At 65.2% G+C, this 17,879-nt stretch carries 15 protein-coding genes and 1 pseudogene; 7 read left to right on the top strand and 9 right to left on the bottom strand.

Annotation, left to right across the window (positions count from 1 at the left end; translation table 11 throughout):
• The first annotated feature begins 14 nt into the window (after positions 1 to 14).
• Positions 15 to 779, top strand: a complete 765-nt coding sequence (locus AWB77_RS05430; RefSeq protein ID WP_157694751.1) for an alpha/beta fold hydrolase — start codon at positions 15 to 17, stop codon at positions 777 to 779.
• Positions 780 to 796: 17 nt separating this feature from the next.
• Here AWB77_RS05430 and AWB77_RS05425 read toward each other — a convergent pair whose 3' ends face one another.
• A complete protein-coding gene (locus AWB77_RS05425; RefSeq protein ID WP_061133364.1) occupies positions 797 to 1,726 on the bottom strand; it encodes a 2-hydroxyacid dehydrogenase in 930 nt (309 codons plus the stop codon).
• Between the two features lie 229 nt (positions 1,727 to 1,955).
• On the opposite strand from AWB77_RS05425, the pseudogene AWB77_RS05420 reads away from it, so the two are divergent.
• From AWB77_RS05420 to AWB77_RS05395, 6 genes and pseudogenes are all read left to right on the top strand, one after another.
• Positions 1,956 to 3,101: pseudogene (locus AWB77_RS05420) on the top strand (porin).
• Between the two features lie 66 nt (positions 3,102 to 3,167).
• A complete protein-coding gene (locus AWB77_RS05415; RefSeq protein ID WP_061133363.1) occupies positions 3,168 to 4,277 on the top strand; it encodes an amidohydrolase family protein in 1,110 nt (369 codons plus the stop codon).
• A 2-nt stretch (positions 4,278 to 4,279) separates the two neighbouring features.
• Complete coding sequence (locus AWB77_RS05410; RefSeq protein ID WP_061133362.1) at positions 4,280 to 5,164, top strand: transporter substrate-binding domain-containing protein; 885 nt, start codon at positions 4,280 to 4,282, stop codon at positions 5,162 to 5,164.
• Positions 5,165 to 5,240: 76 nt separating this feature from the next.
• Positions 5,241 to 6,785, top strand: a complete 1,545-nt coding sequence (locus tag AWB77_RS05405) for an amino acid ABC transporter permease/ATP-binding protein (protein WP_061133361.1) — start codon at positions 5,241 to 5,243, stop codon at positions 6,783 to 6,785.
• Positions 6,782 to 7,822, top strand: coding sequence for an alpha-hydroxy acid oxidase (locus AWB77_RS05400; protein ID WP_061133360.1), 1,041 nt, complete (start codon positions 6,782 to 6,784; stop codon positions 7,820 to 7,822). Before AWB77_RS05405 ends, AWB77_RS05400 begins: the two co-directional genes overlap by 4 nt.
• A 2-nt stretch (positions 7,823 to 7,824) precedes the next feature.
• Positions 7,825 to 9,147 carry a dihydroorotase gene (locus tag AWB77_RS05395; RefSeq protein WP_061133359.1) on the top strand — a complete coding sequence of 441 codons (1,323 nt, stop codon included), beginning with the start codon at positions 7,825 to 7,827 and terminating at the stop codon, positions 9,145 to 9,147.
• Positions 9,148 to 9,392: 245 nt separating this feature from the next.
• Here AWB77_RS05395 and AWB77_RS05390 read toward each other — a convergent pair whose 3' ends face one another.
• Genes AWB77_RS05390 through AWB77_RS05355 form a run of 8 tightly spaced genes read right to left on the bottom strand, consistent with a single transcriptional unit; the run spans position 9,393 to position 17,876 of the window.
• Positions 9,393 to 10,595, bottom strand: a complete 1,203-nt coding sequence (locus tag AWB77_RS05390; RefSeq protein WP_061133358.1) for an acyl-CoA dehydrogenase family protein — start codon at positions 10,593 to 10,595, stop codon at positions 9,393 to 9,395.
• Positions 10,596 to 10,610: 15 nt separating this feature from the next.
• Entirely contained in the window at positions 10,611 to 11,984 is a 1,374-nt protein-coding gene (locus tag AWB77_RS05385) for an LLM class flavin-dependent oxidoreductase (RefSeq protein ID WP_061133357.1), read from the bottom strand.
• Positions 11,981 to 12,820, bottom strand: a complete 840-nt coding sequence (locus tag AWB77_RS05380; RefSeq protein ID WP_061133356.1) for a TauD/TfdA dioxygenase family protein — start codon at positions 12,818 to 12,820, stop codon at positions 11,981 to 11,983. Before AWB77_RS05380 ends, AWB77_RS05385 begins: the two co-directional genes overlap by 4 nt.
• Positions 12,813 to 14,204 (bottom strand): LLM class flavin-dependent oxidoreductase, encoded by a 1,392-nt coding sequence (locus AWB77_RS05375; RefSeq protein WP_061133355.1) that lies wholly within the window; start codon positions 14,202 to 14,204, stop codon positions 12,813 to 12,815. The genes AWB77_RS05380 and AWB77_RS05375 overlap by 8 nt, the downstream gene beginning before the upstream one ends.
• A 3-nt stretch (positions 14,205 to 14,207) precedes the next feature.
• Positions 14,208 to 15,173 carry an oligopeptide/dipeptide ABC transporter ATP-binding protein gene (locus AWB77_RS05370; protein ID WP_061133354.1) on the bottom strand — a complete coding sequence of 322 codons (966 nt, stop codon included), beginning with the start codon at positions 15,171 to 15,173 and terminating at the stop codon, positions 14,208 to 14,210.
• Positions 15,170 to 16,165 (bottom strand): ABC transporter ATP-binding protein, encoded by a 996-nt coding sequence (locus AWB77_RS05365; RefSeq protein WP_061133353.1) that lies wholly within the window; start codon positions 16,163 to 16,165, stop codon positions 15,170 to 15,172. The genes AWB77_RS05370 and AWB77_RS05365 overlap by 4 nt, the downstream gene beginning before the upstream one ends.
• Complete coding sequence (locus tag AWB77_RS05360; RefSeq protein ID WP_061133352.1) at positions 16,162 to 16,959, bottom strand: ABC transporter permease; 798 nt, start codon at positions 16,957 to 16,959, stop codon at positions 16,162 to 16,164. The genes AWB77_RS05365 and AWB77_RS05360 overlap by 4 nt, the downstream gene beginning before the upstream one ends.
• A complete protein-coding gene (locus AWB77_RS05355; protein WP_061133351.1) occupies positions 16,956 to 17,876 on the bottom strand; it encodes an ABC transporter permease in 921 nt (306 codons plus the stop codon). The genes AWB77_RS05360 and AWB77_RS05355 overlap by 4 nt, the downstream gene beginning before the upstream one ends.
• Between the last annotated feature and the right edge of the window lie 3 nt (positions 17,877 to 17,879).

Here is a 17,879-nt window from a genome sequence, read left to right as displayed (position 1 = left end):
CGAAGGATCAGTCGATGCCATATCTCGATCATGGCGCGAGCCGCCTCTACTACGAAACGCATGGCGAAGGCACGCCGCTCGTGCTGCTGCACGGCGTGGGCGGCAATCATGCGAGCTGGTTTCATCAGGTCGTGGCGTGGCGCGACAAGGCGCGGATCATTACGTTCGATGCACGCGGCTTCGGCAATTCGACGGACGCCGAAGGGCTCGGACGCGCAGCCTTCGCCGACGATCTGGAAGCGCTGCTGGATCATCTGCACCTTTCACGCGTCGCGTTGATTGCCCAGTCGATGGGCGGCGGCGCGGCCGTGCCGTTCACTGCGCGTTCGCCCGACCGCGTGCGCGCGCTCGTGCTGGCGGATACGCTTGTCGGATTGACGCTTCCTGATGACCTCGCGGCGCGAATGCAATCGATTGCTGCGCGCACCGCCCATCTCTCGCAGCTCGAACGTGTCCTCGGTCCGACATTCACGCGATCGCAGCCTGCGTTGTCTTATCTCTACACAGCACTCGCGAGCTTCAACGACACCAATGTGCACACCCTGCGCGGTGATCAGCCGATGACATCGCTTGCCGCGCTCGATGCGTGCGGCGTTCCGGTGCTGTTCGTGGCAGGCAACGAAGACGTGCTGTTTCCGCCGCAGGAAATCAGGGCGGCACAGCAATCGATGGCGCGCGCCGACTACCTGGAAATCGAAGCGGCCGGGCATTCGGCTTATTTCGAAGCTCCGCAGGCTTTCAACGGACGGGTCTTCGAGTGGCTTGCAGCGCAACGGTAAGCGCGTCAGTGACCGCGTCAGTAACCGCGTGACGGATCGACACGCCCGGTTACGGCGCGTCCCGCTTCGATCGCGGCGATCTTGTCGGCGACCTGACGCGCGGAATCGTCGATCAGGGTGACGGCGGAAATATGCGGCGTGACCATCACGCGCGGATGCCGCCAGAACGGATGCGCTGCATCGAGCGGTTCGTGCGTGAAGACATCGAGCATGGCGAAGGCGAGCTTGCCGCTGTCGAGGGCATCGAGCAGATCGGCTTCGTGCACATGCATGCCCCGTGCGAGATTGATGACGCAGGCGTTATCCGCGAGACGCGCCAGTGTTCGTGCGTTGATGAGGCCGTGCGTATCGGCCGTGGCGGGAAGCAGGTTGACGAGCACGTGCAGGCCCTCGAGAAACGCGTCGAGTCCGTCTGGCGAGCCAAACGTTTGGATACCGTCGATGGTCTTCGTCGAGCGGCTATAACCCCGCACGATGAATCCGTCCGCTGCCAGTGTGCGCGCTACATGCTCGCCCAGACTTCCAAGTCCCATTACGCCGATCGGCATGTCGCGCCGATGCATCGCATCCAGCGCCTTCCATTCCCCGCGCGCCGCCTGCTGCCGGTATGCCTCGAAACGCCGCATGTGATGCAGCACGCCATAACGCGCGTAATCCGCCATTTGTTGCGCCATGCCCGCATCTTCCAGGCGATAGATCGGCGCTTCCACGAGTACGCCGGGCAGCATGGCAAGAAGCGCGTCCACGCCCGCGCCAAGATTGAAGACCGCCTTCAACCCGGCCCGTGGCTTCAACGCAGCGGCGTCGCATTTCCAGACGAGTGCGTAATCGGCGGGCTCGTCATCGCCTTGCCTCCACGCGCGCACGTGCGCTTCGGGTAAAACGCATTGCACCGCCTGCATCCAGCGCGACGCGTGCGGCGTGCCGACCGCCATCAGAATGTCCATGGAAAGCTCCGTTCGTCGATGAAAACCCCGCACGATAGAACCTGCCGATACGCAGATCAAACGAATAAATTAACCGGCGCGCATGAGGTCAGGTCATGCCTCGATGCATGACCTGACCTCATCGAAACCTCGCGAAAATCTCGTTTGTTGCCGCTTTTTCGCCTTCCTATGATGGCTTCGACTCAAGCCCACATGCACATCGAAAGCATATTCATAAGGAAACGAAAACATGAAACGTCTCGCACTGCCGTTGTTCGCTTCACTGCTGGCCGCCGCGTCGTCGCAGACGTTCGCGCAGAGCGCAGTCACCTTGTACGGCGTCGCCGATGAAGGCATCACCTATGGCAACAACGTCGGTGGCGGCGCGCAATGGGCGGCGGCGAGCGGCACCATGTCGGGCAGCCGCTTCGGCCTGCGCGGCGTGGAAGACCTCGGCAGCGGCCTGAAGGCGGTGTTCAATCTCGAGAATGGCTACGATCTCTCGACAGGCTAGCTCGGGCAGGGCGGGCGCATGTTCGGCCGCAAGGCGTATGTCGGCCTGGCCGATGCGCGCTTCGGTTCGGTCACGCTCGGCCGTCAGTACGATCCGACCGTCGATCTCGTGCAGGGCATCACCGGAGACGGCGTGTTCGGCGCTTTCTTCACCACGCCCGGCGACGCCGACAACAACGACAACAGCATCCGCGTCAACAACTCGGTCAAGTACACGAGCCCGACGCTCGCAGGCTTCACCTTCGAAGCGATGTACGGCTTGGGCGGCACCGCGGGCAGCATCTCCAGCGGCAATTCGATGGGCGCGGCGCTCGCATGGAGCAATGGCGGGCTGAATATCGCGGGTGGTTACCTGTACACGAAGAACGACACGCTGGCGAATGCGTCGTCGGGCGGCTTCATCAACAACGGCAGCCTCGTCACCGCCGGTTATGGCGTCACGCCCGGCTCGTTCCAGACGGCGCACGCGGCCATCTCGTACGCGTTCAACAAGTTCACGGTCGGCGCGCGCTATTCGAACTCGCAATACAAGACCTACACGCCGAGCGCCGTCTTCAACGACACCGAAAAGTTCAACGTCGTGAGCGGTTACGTCGCTTATCAGTTCACGCCTGCGCTGATGGCTGCCGTCAACTACGGTTACACGAAGACGAGCGGCGCGCAGTCCGCTAACTACAACCAGGTTTCGGCGGGTGTGGATTACTTCCTGTCGAAGCGCACCGATCTGTACGCCATCGCCGGCTATACCAAGGCCAATGGCTCGACGCTGTCCGCCGACGGCGCGTCCGTGGTCGCCGCGACGGCGAACGTGGGCGACTACAACACGGCGTCGTCGAACAGCAAGCAGGTGCTGGCCGTAGTCGGCATGCGCCACAAGTTCTGATTTTTGATCACGGGTAAGCGGAAATTTGGCTTGGTCTAATCGGACTTTGAAGGCTTCAGAAACAGCATGCAGCTCGTAATCGAAAATCTGTACGACAGCGCCGGTCTTCTCGGCGCACGGCGCGTGTTTCGCGTGCCGCGCACGCTGCCGGCGACTGTGCGGGCGCTGGATGCATCGCGCTGGCAGGTGCATCCGGCCCTGTACGACGCCGATACGCTGCTCACCCTGCGCGATGCCCGTCTCGACGAGAACGATCGTGAGATCGCGCTGGCGGGCGGCGTGGCGCGGCTCAATGCGAGCATCGGCTGGCAGCGCATGGCCGATCGCGAAGATGCGGCTGCGTTGCTGCGCATGGCAAGAGACAGCGTCATGCCGCGTGTCCGCCTGCTTCTCTCCGTCATGCCGGATCACGATACTTCCGGCTTTGCGGCCTGGTTCGCGGAATTCGCGCCACATGCGCCGACGGAGGACGGCACGCTGGTGCGCGCCTGCAAGCTGTACGGACGCGAGCCGCATTTCCAGCGCAATCTCGATGCCGTGTGGGATGCGGACTGGTTGCCGGTCGTCTTCACCGCCGATCCGCGCGCGGTGCTGGCGCAGGCGGCCCAGCGCCAGTGCGCGGTCGTGTTTCGCCACGCGGCCAGCGCCGCCGATGTCGATGCGATGCACGCCGGTCCCGCGCTCGACGTGTCGCGCTGGGTCGCGAGTTCGCCGCAGTATCTGCTGCCGGTGGAGGCATCGCGGCGCGCATCGCTGATCGTGCGTCCGCCCTTGTCCGATGACACCACACGCGATGCACTGCTCGCCCGCTTCAACGAAATCGATCTGATTGCAACCGATCACGTCGCGCGCGGCTCGACCACCGGTCCGGGACTGCAATCGCAACATCACTTCCTGCCTGCGCTGCTGACGCTGGCCGATTCGCTCGATGTTCCCGCGCACGCCGTGCTCGGCCGTGCATCCAGCCGTCCGGCGATGCTGTTCGGTCAGGACCCGACCGACTGGGCGGCCGCGCTCGTTTCAACCGATCCGCCGCGCGAAGGCAGCGTTTCCGGCATTGATGCCGCGCGCGACCCGTTCAATGCGGCGTCATTCAAGCCACGCGTCATGGCGATCGTCCACGGCGATACGTTGTGGCCGACGCGTCATCTCATCGACTCAATCCCTCTGGAGTAACTATGTTTCGTTCCGCCTTCCTGACGGTCGCCACGCTGGCGTCCGCACTGTTTGCGCTGTCTTCGGCTTCCGCACACGCAGCCGCTTTGCCGAGCTACGATGCGTTCGGCAAGAGCGCCGAATGCGTCGCGCTGCGCAAGCAGTATCCGACGCTCGTGGGGCAGCATCTCAAGATCGGCCTCGGTGGGTACACGGCCGGTTTCGAAGCGCCCGCGAAAGACGATCCGTCGAAGATCGAAGGGCTCGATCCCGATCTGATCGCATACATGGGCGCATGCCTCGGCTATACGCACGAGTTTCAGAACGTCGCGTTCAACGTGCTGCTGACCGGCATCACCGGCAAGCGCTTCGACATGGGCCCGAATCTCTACGTCACCGATGTTCGCCGCAAGCAGGTGGCGTTCGTATCGTCGTTCGCGGTGATCGACGGCTCGGTCATCAGGAAGGGAAATCCGAAGAAGCTGACCTCGCTCGATACGCTATGCGGCGCAACAGTCGCCGCGGCGGCAGGCACGTATGAAGCGGTGACGCTCGTGCCCCAGGCCACCGAAAAGTGCAAGGCGGCGAGCAAGCCGGAAGTGAATCTGCTGCTTCTGCAGGCGACCGACGCGAGCGTGCAGGCGGTCATGAGCGGCCGCGCCGACATCTATCTCACGGCGCACTCGGATGCAAAGGCGCTGGCGGCATCGGTGCCGGGTCTGGAGAGCGGCTTCACCGTCGATCTGCCGATTCTCAACGGCTTCCCTATCGCCAAGGAGAACACGACGCTGCGCGGCGCGGTGCTCGCTTCCATGAAAGTGATTCAGGACAAGGGCATCGAAAAGTCGCTTCTCGACAAGTGGGGACAAGATGCGGCGTCTCAGCGTCCGGCTGCCGACGCGGAGTAAGCGAAGTCGCGGATGCCTTCGATCTGGAAGGCATCCGCATCGGTTTGAGTATCCGAAGTAGCCCAGCGTGCCCGACATGCAAAACTTTCTGCATTACCTGACTTTCCCATACCTGCTGCAAGGCTGCATCACCGCGCTCGGCCTCTTGTTCGGCGCGCTTGCGGGCGGCCTGCTGATCGGCTTCGTGCTCGCGCTCGCCGCCGATTCGCGATGGCTCTGGCTGCGCTATCCGGTGCGCGCCTATATCTACGTGATACGCGGTACGCCGCAACTGCTGCAACTGATCCTGCTGTTCAACGTGCTGCCGCAGGCGGGCATTACGCTCGCGCCGTTCGTTAGCGCGCTGCTGGCGCTGACCATCAATGAGACGGCGTTTTGCGCGGAAATCATTCGAGGCGGCATTCGCTCGGTGAATCGCGACCAGCGGATCGCGGCGCAGGCGTTCGGCTTTTCCGCGTTGACGGAACTCGGGCATGTCGTCGTGCCGCAAGGTTTGCGCGCGATCATTCCGGCGCTCGGAAACGAAGCGGTCGGTCTTTTGAAATCGACGTCGCTCGCCTCGGTCGTCGGCGTGAGCGAACTGACCTTGCGCAGCCAGACCATCGTGTCGCAGAACTTCGAGTTCCTGCCGGTGCTGCTCGCATCGGGCGTGATGTATATCGCGCTGTCGGCGCTGATCGCGGCCATTCAGAACTGGTGCGAGCGCAATGTCGGCACCGGCCGCCGCGCGCGTCGCGGCGCGCAGCCGGAGCTTCGTATCGACGATCCTGGTCCGGTCGGACGCATGGCACCGGTCGAATCGGCGAGCGATGCGCATGTGCCGCAGCTCGAGATCGACAAAGTACGCGTAAGTTACGGCAGCAAGCAGGTTTTGAAGGACGTGTCGCTGTCGGTTGCGCCGGGAGAAGTCGTGGCGCTGCTCGGCAAGTCGGGATCGGGCAAGAGCACCTTGCTCAAGACCATCCTCGCCCTCAATCCGCTCGATTCGGGCAGCATTCGCATCGAAGGCCGTTCGCTGACATCGACCGGGAGCGGCGCGCCGATGCCCCGTCGCCGTCTCGCGAAAGCGCGTGCGGATGCGCGCATCGGTATGGTCTTTCAGAACTTCGCGTTGTTCGATCATTTGAGCGCGCTCGACAACGCCGCATCCATTCCGGTGCGCGTGCAGCATGTGCCGCGCGTAGAGGCTGCGCGCCGCGCGCGCATTGCGTTGTTGAAAGTGGGCCTCAAGGACTTCGCCGATCACATGCCGCACGAACTGTCGGGCGGACAGCAGCAGCGCGTGGGCATCGCACGGGCGCTGGCGAGCGATCCGCGCGTCATTCTCTTCGATGAACCCACGTCCGCCCTCGATCCCGAACTCGTCGGCGAAGTCGATGAAACTATCCGGCGGCTCGCGCGCACCGGCATCACCATGTTGTTGTCGACGCACGATATCGATTTCGCGGCGAGCGTCGCGGATCGCATCGTCTTCCTGCACGATGGACGGATCATCGAACAGGGCACCCCGGATATCCTGCGTGCGCCGAAAACACCGGAATTCGCGGCGTTCCTGCGTCATCCGGAAGACGACGGCGATGCGCCGCTTTTAAAGCCTGCCATGCTCGAGGCCGCCCGATGAAAGACTTCCGCGATGCCTCGCGCGCCGCACTTGGCGCGGAGTTATACGGCTATCTCGCCGGCCGTCCGCACGACATGCGCCCCGACGACGCCGATCCCAATGAACTCGCGTGGTCGCGTTACCGGCTGGTGCCGCGCGTCTTGCAGGGCCACGATCATGTCGATGTCACGTGCCGCCTGTTCGGCTGCGACTATGCCGCGCCGATCGGCGTCGGCGCATTTGCGGCGGATCGTCTGTTCGGCGAGGAGGGCGTGACGGCAATCGCTCGCGTATGCGCGTCGCTAGGTTTGCCGGTCGTCGTGTCCGAGGAAGCGGTGACGCCGCTTGGCGACATCACCGCGACGCGCGCCGATTGCTGGTTGCAACTGCGCGCAGCCGGACCGCTGGAACGTGCCGTGCGCCTCGCGCGAGAAGCGTCGCGGGCGGGTTGCCAAGGCATCGTGCTGACGGTGCTGGCGCCCGTGCATCCGGTGCCGGGCCTGCATCCGGGCGGCGTCGATGTCGCCGCGCAAGTCGCGCAACGCGGCTGGGCGACCATCGGCGCGAGCGAGGGCGTGGCGCGGCTGCCTGCGTTTCCATCGTGGGGCATGGACGCGATGAGCGAACTGCTGACCGTGGTCCATGCGCTCGGCATGCGCCTCGTGCTCAAGGGCGTCCTGCATCCCGACGATGCACGCGCCGCGCAGGCCGCCGGTTGCGATGGCGTGATGGTGTCGAACATCGGCGTGCGGCAGTCGTATCGCTGGGCGCCGGTCGCGGGGCAACTTGCGAGCATCGGTGCAGCACTCGAGGACGGCATGGCGCTGCTCGTCGACGGCGGCATTCGCCAGGCCGCCGATATCGTCGCGGCGCGTGTGCTGGGTGCGCATCTGTCGATTGTCGTGCGCCCCGTCGTGCATGCGCTCGCGGCGGGCGGCGAAGCGGCGGTACACGACCTGCTGAGCGGCCTTGTCGGCGAAGTGCAGGCCATTTGTGCGTGGATGGGCGCGGCATCGCCCGGCGATATCGCACGCGATCAACTCATCAGGCTCGACTGACCATGTTCGATCTCATTCTGCGCGGCGCGAAGCTCGTCGACGCCAACGGCGAGCGTTGCGCGGATCTTGCCATCATCGATCAAAAGATTGCCGCACTCCTCGCACCGGGAACGCCCGCCGAAACCCGCGCGACCCGCGATGTGCGCGGCCTCGTAATCCTGCCCGGGCTCGTCGATACCCACGTTCATCTGTGCGATCCCGGCTACACGCACAAGGAAGACTTCGATTCGGGCACGCGCGCTGCCGCGCTCGGCGGCGTGACTACGCTACTCGACATGCCGACCGACCTGCCGATCACAACCCATGCATCGGACCTGCGCGAGAAGATGACGCTGGCAGGCGGACGCATCCATGTCGACGTAGGTTTTCAGGTGGCGAAGCTCCGCGATCATCCGTCAATCGATGATGTGCGCGCGCTCGATCCCGTATCGTTCGAACTGTTCATGGCGGGCGTGCCCGAGGCATATCGGCACGATACGCAGGAGGCGCTCATGAATTCGCTCAAGGCGTTGAGACCGCTGAACACGCTCGCTTGCATATCGCCGGGCGATCACTCGTTGCAGAGTGCGCCGCAAACAGATACCGGAAGGGCTGGACTGAATGCTTTGCTCGCAAGCCGTCCGCCCGTTTTTGAAGCGGCGGGTATTGCGAATGCCGTGCTCGCTGCCGCCGCGACGGGCGCACGCGTGCATCTGCGCCAGGGCAATTCGAAGCTCGGCGTCGATACGTGGCGACGCCTGCGAGATCTTGCCGACGTGAGTATCGAAACTACACCGCAGGCATTGCTGCTGACAGAAGACGTTTACGACGAGCGGCGCAATTTCTTCAAGGCGTTGCCGCCGTTTCGCCCCGAAGGCGACCGGGTGGCCTTGCTGGCCGCCGTGCGGGAAGGGTTGATCGACATGCTCGTCACCGATCACGCACCGCATGCTCATGCAGAGAAAGCTGCGCACTACGATGATTTTCGCGACGTTCCCAGCGGCATGCCTGGCGTGCAGACCTTTCTTGCCACGCTGCTGCATCTGGTCGAAAGAGGCGAAATCACCTTGCGCGATATCGCGAAGCTCTGCGCGCACAATCCGGCGCAACGCTTCGGTCTCGGCGCGACGAAGGGTTTGCTCGCTCCGGGATACGACGCGGACTTGCTACTCCTCGACCCCGAACGATCGACGACCTTGCGCAACGAAGATCAGCGCTCGAAGGCACGTTACACGCCGTTCGATGGCATGCACGTGTCATGGTCGCTGGCGGCGGTGTACTTGCGAGGCGCGTTGAAGGGCGAAACAACTCCGGCGAATGGAAGGGTGGTGACGGCGAGCGCCTGACATCTACCGCGCATTGTAAGGCAAGAGGCAGAATGGACTTCTACCTTTGAGGTGCTGTCCGGATGCGCGGTGAATAGCGCGTGCGAAGCCCCGCGCACTTTCACGCGCGGCAGCGAGGAGGCGAGCCGTGTGGAGCGGCGCGAACACACCGCGTTGTTCGCGCAGGCGGCGTATTCAGCACGCAAGCATCCTGGTTTGCCCCGGCCGGCCGAGCGGTTCGCGGCGGCCGAGGTGCGCCGCGTCGCTCAGAACGTGCGGCCTTCCACCAGATGCGTCTTCACGCCGTTGAGCACATAGTCGCCGACGACCCTGGCCTTGTGGTGCAGCGGGTTGTGGCTGAAGATCGTGCGGAGATTGCGCCAGTGGCGGTCGAAATTGTGCTTGCGAGAGGTCGCCGATGCGCCGCCTGCATCGAAGAGCCGCTCGCCCGCCTGCAACGCCAGCCTGCCGACGACGATCTGCGTGCGCGCTGTGGCGAGCGCACCTTGCAGCACGCGTTCGTCCGCATCGTGATCGCCGCGCAGAATGGCATCCGACGACGCTCCGAGCGCGCGTGCGTTCTCGCGCACCAGCACGTCGATGGTATGGCTCAGCGCCGACAGCTCGCCGACGACCTGCTGGATGAACACGTCCTCGCGGGCGCTCGGCGCGGTCGAGTGCATGACGGGGCGGCCATGCGCGCTCACGTAGGTCCGTGCATCGGCGACGATATTGCGCACGATGCCCGCCGCCACCGCCACCAGATGCAACTGACGATACGCGCCGCCATGCCGCCCGGCGAGCGAGCCATAGCCCTTATCGACGACTTCGCTCGCATCGACGCGCACGTTGTCGAATACGGTGCTGCCGCTCGCCGTCATGCGCTGTCCCATGCCGTCCCAGTCGTCGAGCACTTCCACGCCCTCGGCGCGCACCGGAATGATGGCGGTGACGCCCTTGCCGTCTTCATCGACGAGATTGGTGCGAACGAAGTCGGCGTAGGCGGTGCCCGTCGTGTAGTACTTCTTGCCCGTCACGCGAAAGTGATCGCCTTTGCGCCGAAGCACGGTCTCGATCTCGCCGGCGCGCGCGGTGCCTTGTTCGCCCGATGCGCCGCCGAACAGCGCCCCTTCGACGATGCGGCTCACCTGCCGGTCGTGGAACGTCGTGCGCGGCGCGAGCCGCAAGGACTCGACGACATCGAAATGCACGCGCAACGCATGCGCGACGTTCGATTCGGCGGCGGCGAGCGTCGTCACGACGTGGATCGCGTCTTCGAGCGTGCCACCGAGACCGCCGCGCTCGGCGGGTATCCGCAACGCGCCGAGACCGGAACGGCGGAAGGCGTCGAAGGCCGCGAACGGCAATTCCCGGCGGATTTCGCGCTGCGCGGCATCGACGCCGATCTCCTGCGCCAGCGCGGGCAACGCGGCGAGCGCGTCGGAAAGCAGAGTGGTCTGGATGCTCATGTGAAGAGTAGATGGTTATCGAAGACGAAACGCCGCGCCGGGATGCCGCCGGTTCAGAAGGCTGCTCGCGCCCCCGAGTTTCTCGCGAAGGGTGCCTGGCGCGTAGGCGGTCTTGTAGCGGCCGCGTGCCTGCAACTCGGGCACGACGAGATCCGCGAAATCCTCGTAGGCTTCCGGCGTGACCGCATAACTGAGGTTGAAACCGTCGATGTCGGTTTCATCGACCCATTCTTCGAGCGCGCTGGCCACTTCATCCGGCGCACCGATGAACACCGGCCCGCGCCCGCCGATCGCGTTGTGCAAGGCGAGCTCGCGCACGGTCCACACGCGTTCCGGATCGAGCTTCGTGAAGCCTTCCAGCGCGGACGACGTGCCCGCGTCGAGCTGCATGTAGCGGATCGGCTCGTCCGGATCGTAGGTCGAGAAGTCGATGCCGGTCCAGCCGGAGAACATCGCGAGCGCAGCCTCCGGCGTCACGTAGCGGCGATAGTCCTCGTATTTGTCGCGCGCTTCTTTCGTCGTGCGGCCGGTGATGATCGTCGCCATCGTGAAGAACTGGATGTCGCGCGCGTCGCGGCCGGCTTTCACGGCTTCGGCGCGCGTGCCGGCCACGACCGGCGTGAGCACTTTCTTGCTTGGCCCGCTGAGATAGATGCCTTCCGCGTGACGCCCCGCGAAACGCTGCCCGCGCGCCGACGATCCCGCCTGAAACAGCACCGGCGTGCGCTGCGGCGAAGGCTCCGTCATGTGGATGCCCTGCACCTTGAAGTACTTGCCGTGATGGTCGACGCGATGCACCTTCGACGGATCGGCGAAGATGCCGCTCGCCGTGTCGCGCACGCTCGCGCCGTCTTCCCAGCTGCTCTCCCAGAGCTTGTAGACGACGTCCATGTACTCGTCGGCGATGTCGTAGCGTTCGTCGCGCGAGGCGATGGCGTCCTTGCCGAGCACCTTCACGCTGCTCTGAGCGAAGCCCGTCACGATGTTCCAGCCGATGCGCCCGCGCGTCAGATGATCGAGCGTCGACATGCGCCTCGCGAATACGTAGGGCGGCTCGTGATTGGCGTTGCTCGTCACGCACAGGCCGAGATGGCGCGTGGCGTAGGCCATCGCGGAGAGCGCCATGACCGGGTCCTGCTTGGGCACCTGGGCGCCGTGACGCAATGCGGTGTCGATGCTGCCGCCATGGACATCGTTCACGCCGATGCTGTCGGCCATGAAGAGTGAATCGATCAGCCCGCGCTCGAGCGTCTTCGCCAGATCGACCCAATAGTCGAGCGTGTTGTACTCGAGCGAGCGGTCGCGCGGATGGCGCCACATGCCCGGCGAATGATGCACCGGACTATGCAGCGCGAACGCGTTCACGCGAATCTCCTTCTTCGTGCTCATAGGAAAGGCTTGTCCCCGTTGATCGTCACGCGATAGCCCGAGCGCACCTCCGGGTAGTAATCCCAGACGGCAAGATGCTGCACGGCGCGGTTGTCCCAGAAGGCGATCGAATGCGGCTCCCAGCGAAAGCGCACCTGGAATTCGGGCGACGCGAAGCGTTCGTAGAGCAGGCGCAGGATGCCTTCGCTCTCGGCCGCCGGCACGCCGTCGATATGGGTGGTGAAATTCGGGTTCACGAAGACGCCCTTGCGGCCTGTCTCGGGATGCGTGCGCACGACCGGGTGCGAGGCGCGCGGAAACTGCTTGCCGGTGTCGTCGATGCCGCGCAGGCGGTTGCGTTGGCGGTAGGTCGGCTCGCCGTCATGCGTCGCGGTCAGTCCTTCGAGATAGGTTCGAAAGCCCGGAGAGAGCGATTCGTACACCGCGTATGAACTGGAAAAGAGCGTGTCGCCGCCGTGCGAGGGCAGCGTATGCAGATGCAGGATGCTGCCCATCGGCGGTGCTTCGTCGCATGAGACGTCGGAATGCCAGCGGTCGCCCGCGATGCGCTTCGTCGTCGCATCGCTGTGAATCGGCAGAATTTCCGGATAGCCGTCGGGGCCGGGGCTGTTCGGATGAACGTGCAGCGTGCCGAAATGACGGCCGAGCGCGAGATGCTGATCGAGGCTGATCGGCTGGTCACGAAAGAAGATCACCTGATGCGCGAGTAGTGCGCGGCGCACGTCGGCGACTTGTTCGGGCGCGAGCGCCCGCGTGAGATCGATGCCGCCGATCAGCGCGCCGATATGACGCGTGAGCGGCTGCACGGTGATGGTTTCGTACGCGGTATCAAGCATGAGTGTTCTCCTCGATGAATGCTGCGCGATGCGTGGCCGCGGGATGCGGTGCGTCAAGATGCGCGTGACCTTCGCCGTACAGCTTTTCCCGCAGCGTGCCCGCGCGATAGGCGTTCTTGTAGACGCCGCGACGCCGCAGCTCGGGCACCACGAGATCGACGAAATCCTCGTGCGTGCCGGGCAGCAGCGCGTGACTGAGATTGAAGCCATCGACGCCGGTCTGCGCTTTCCAGCTTTCGAGCGCATCGGCGATTTCGGCTGGCGAGCCGATGAACACCGGCCCCTTGCCGCCGATCGCGTTGAAGACCGCCAGCTCGCCGATGGTCCATACGCGCCCGGGGTCGGCGACGGTGAAGGCTTCGATCGCCGACTGCATGCCTTCGCTCTTCACGTATTGCAAGGAATCGTCGGGGCTGTACTTCGACAGGTCGATGCCGCTCCAGCGGGAGAACAGCGCGAGCGCGCCTTCGAGGCTCACGTGGCGCTGAATGTCCTGCCATTTCGCCTGCGCTTCGTCCGACGTCGGCGCGACGATCACGGTGGCGAGCGAGAAGAACAGCACCGATGCCGGATCGCGGCCGAGCGCGGCGGCACGTGCGCGCACGTCGGCCACATCGCGCGCGATCAGATGCGCGGTCGGCGAGCTGAGAAATACGCATTCGGCATGACGCGCGGCGAAATCCTTGCCGCGATTCGATGCGCCCGCCTGATAGAGCAGCGGCGTGCGCTGCGGCGAGGGCTCCGAGTAATGCGTGCCCTGCATCGAAAAGAAGCGGCCTTCGTGACGGATTTCATGCACGCGCGCAGGGTCAGCGAACACGCGCGCGTCGCGGTCACGCACGGCCGCGCCGTCTTCCCAGCTCTCTTCCCAGAGCCGGTAGACGATTTCCATGTACTCGTCGGCGAGGTCGTAGCGCTCGTCGTGCGGACGGGCGTCCGCCTGGCCGATCGCCCGCGAGCCGCTTTGCCCGAAACTCGTCACGATGTTCCAGCCGACTCGCCCGCGCGTCAGATGATCGAGCGTCGACATGCGCCGCGCGAAGAGGAACGGCGCTTCGTAGCTCACGCTGCTCGTCACCGCGAAGCCGAGATGTTCGGTGACCTGCGCCATCGCGGAGACGAGCAGCAGCGGATCGAGCCGCGGGAATTGCAGGCCCCAGCGCACGCCCGCCGCGTTCGATCCGCCGTAGACGTCGTACTGGCTGATGCCATCGGCGAAAAAGAGCGCGTCGTAGCCGCCGCGCTCGGCCGTGCGCGCGAGATCGGTCCAGAGCGCGAGCGAGTTGTAGTCGAGGGCACGGTCGCGCGGATGCGCCCACAGTCCGGGCGACAGATGCGTCGGCGCGAAAGCCAGGAACGCGTTGATGCGAATCTCTTTTGCCATGACTCAAGCCTTCGATGTGAGCGGAAAGTGACACGTCACGCGATGTGTCGCCGAAAGATGCTGCTCGGGTGGCGCGACACTGCGGCAAAGTTCGCGCGCGGCAGGGCAGCGCGCGTGAAAGACGCAACCGGCGGGCGGCGCGAGCGGCGACGCAATCTCGCCGCCGATCGCCTGCACGCCGTGGGCTTCCGGCTCGGACGCGGCGATCAGCGCATGCGTGTACGGATGCGCCGCGCGCACCACGATGTCGTCGCGCGTTCCTTGCTCCATGAATCGCCCGAGATAGAGCACGCCGATATGGCTGCTCATGAAGGCGACCACGGCGAGGTCGTGCGAAATCAGCAGATAGGAAAGGCCGAGTGCGTCCTGCAGATCCTTCAGCAGATTGAGCACTTGCGCCTGAATGGAGACGTCGAGCGCGGAGACGGGCTCGTCGAGGACGAGAATTTCCGGCTCCAGCACGAGCGCGCGTGCGATCGCCACGCGCTGTCGCTGGCCGCCGCTCAGTTCGCCTGGACGGCGGCGCTTGAACTCGGCGGGCAGGCCGACTTGCGCGAGCAATTCGTCGAGGCGCCTGTGCAAGGCGTCGCGCACGAAGCCGCTCTTCTGGATGCGCAACGGTTCGAGGACGATGTCGCCTATGCTCATCTGCGGATCGAGCGAGCCGAACGGGTCCTGCAAGACCGCTTGCACGGCGCGCTGCCGCCAGCGCCGGTCGGCGTCGCGCGGCGACCGGCCGAAGACGCGCTCGCCGAAACGCACGCTGCCGCGCGTCGGCTCGTCCGCGCCGAGGATGATTTTCGCGATCGTCGACTTGCCTGATCCGGATTCGCCCACCAGCCCGAACGTGCCGCCGCGCGGCAGCACGAAGGAGGCGTTCTCCACCGCGCGCAGCAGTTTCGGCCTGGCGAACAGTCCGCTGCGCACGGGAAAGGCACGTACGATGCCGGACACTTCGAGCGCGCTCATGATGCGGCCGTCGCGAGAAGCGCGTCGGGCGTCCGCGCGTCCGGCTCGGGATGCCAGCAGGCGACGCTGCGATGCGCGTCGACGGCGCGTGTCGCCGGATACGCGCTCAGGCAGTCGGCTTGCGCGCGCGGGCAGCGCGGCGCGAAGCGGCATCCCTGCGCGATGCTGCCGGGCGAGGGCGGCTGCCCTGGAATGACCGTGAGCCGATGCTGCAGATCACGCAGTCGCGGAACGGCGCCGAGCAGTCCTTTCGTGTACGGATGACGCGGCCGCGCGAACACCTGTTCCACCGGTCCCTGTTCGACGATGCGCCCGGCGTACATCACCGCGACGTCGTCGCAATAGCGGCGCACGAGAGGCAAATCGTGCGTGACAAGCATGATCGCGGTGCCGCGCTCCGCCTGCACTTCGCGCAGAAGGTCGAGAATCTGGAGGCGCACGGTGATGTCGAGCGCGGTCGTCGGCTCGTCGGCGATCAGGAGGCGCGGATTGCACGCGAGATTCATCGCGATCGCGACGCGCTGGCGCATCCCGCCGCTGAACTCATGCGGATAGCTGTTCAGGCGGCTCTCCGGCGCGGCAACGCGCACGCGGCGCAGCAGTTCGACCGCGCGCGATTCGCGTGCCTTGCGGTTCGCGACGCCTTCGCGATACCGGTACATCTCCGTGATCTGCCGGCCGATCGGCAGCAGCGGATTGAGCGAGGTCATCGGATCCTGAAGGATCATGCCGATCTCGCGTCCGCGCAGCGCGTGCAGTTCGGCGGGCGTCTTCGCGCGCAGATCTTCGCCGTCGAACAGAACGCGCCCGCCCGAGACCTGCACGCCGCGCGGCGGCAGGCCGAGTACGGACAGGCACGTCACGCTCTTGCCCGAACCGGATTCGCCGACGAGACCGAGCGAGCGCCCGGCGCGCACGGCGAAACTCACGCCGTCGACGACACGCGTGGGGCCGCTCTGTGCGACGAGATCGTGAACGCTCAACAAGCTCATCGGGACACTCCGTTGCCACGTTGCAGGCATTCGCCGATGCGGTTGCTGGACAGCACCGTCGCGATCAGCACGAGGCCGGGCAACGCCGAAAGCCACCACGCGGTATCGAGATAGTTGCGGCCTTCGGCGATCATGCCGCCCCACGAAGGATTGGGCGGCTGCACGCCGAGTCCGACGAAGCTCAGCGCCGCTTCCATGAAGATCACGAGACCGATGTCGAGCGTGAGAAGCACGACGAAGGTATTGCGCACGTTCGGCAGCAGATGGCGCAGCACGACATGCAGCGGCGTCGCGCCCGCGAGCTTCGCGATCAGGACGAAGTCGCGTTCGCGCAGGCTCAGCGCCTCGGCGCGGATGATGCGCGCAAAGCGCCCCCAGTTCGCGAGCGTCACGACGATCACGATGTTCGTCATGCTCGGCCCGCATATGCCGACGATCAGCATCGCGAGAAAGACGGGCGGCAGCGCGTATTGCGCATCGACGATGCGCATGAGCGCGGCATCGAAACGTCCGCCGATGTAAGCCGACAACAATCCCGCGAGCGCGCCGAAGCAGCCCGCGAGCAGCACCGCGCAGAACGCAATCGCGAGCGAGATGCGGCCGCCGTAGAGCGTGCGCGTGAAAACGTCGCGGCCCATCTGATCAGTGCCGAACCAGTGGTGCCACGTCGGCGACTGGAACGTGGCCGACAGGTCGATCGCGTTCGGATCGACATTCGACAGCCAGGGCGCGAACAAGGACGTCGCGACGATCGCGGCGAGCAGAGCGCCGAACAGCACGAATCGCGCGTTCATTGCCGGTACCGGATGCGCGGATCGACGAGCGCGTAGAGCACGTCGACGGCGAGGTTGATCGAGACGAACAGCAGCACCGACACGATCACGGCGGCCTGGACCACGGTGAAATCGAGCGTGCTGATGGCTTCGACCATCAGGCTGCCGAAGCCGGGCCACGAGAATACGGTCTCGATCGCGACCGCGCCTCCGATCAGCACGCCGAACTGCGACGCCGTGAACGCGACGATCGGCAGCGCCGCGTTGCGCAACGCGTGCGTGCCGATCACGACGTGCGCAGGCAGGCCCTTGATGCGCGCCATGCGGATGTAATCGGCTTCGAGCACGGTCAGCATGTTGGCGCGCGTGAGCCGCGCGATGCCCGCGGCCGAATACCACGCGAGTGCGCACACCGGCAGGATCAGATGACGCCAGGAACCGTGCCCGCCCGTCGGCAGCCAGCCCCATTGCACGGAGAAGAGGCGGATCAGCAGCAATGCGACGAAAAAGGGCGGCGCGGCTTGTCCGAGCACAGCAAAAATCGACGCGAGCCGGTCTGTCCACGTTCCGCTTCGCACCGCCGACGCGACGCCGAGCGACAACCCGACGGCCAGCGCCAGCGCCAGCGAAACGCCGACCAGCAGCAGACTCGATGCGAGCCGGCTCAGCGCCATCGAGAGCGCGGGCGCGCCGAAGTGGAAGGAGTTGCCCATGTCGCCGCGCAGCATGCCCGCAAGAAAGCGCGCGTATTGCAGCGGCACCGGATCGGCGAGGCCGAGTTGTGCGCGAAAGAGCTGACGATCGGCCTCGGTCGCTTCGGGCGGCATCAGCAGATACGCGGGATCGCCGACCATCCGCACCAGCACGAAGATCAGCAGCGACATCAGCCACACGGTGAGCAATGCGGAGCCGAGGCGGCGCAGAAGATAGCCGGGCATCGC

This window comes from Caballeronia fortuita, assembly GCF_001544835.2.
In the GTDB taxonomy this organism is placed as follows: Bacteria; Pseudomonadota; Gammaproteobacteria; order Burkholderiales; family Burkholderiaceae; genus Caballeronia; species Caballeronia fortuita.
The sequence above is the reverse complement of the archived record's forward strand: the minus strand, read 5'-3'. Positions and strand labels throughout refer to the sequence as shown.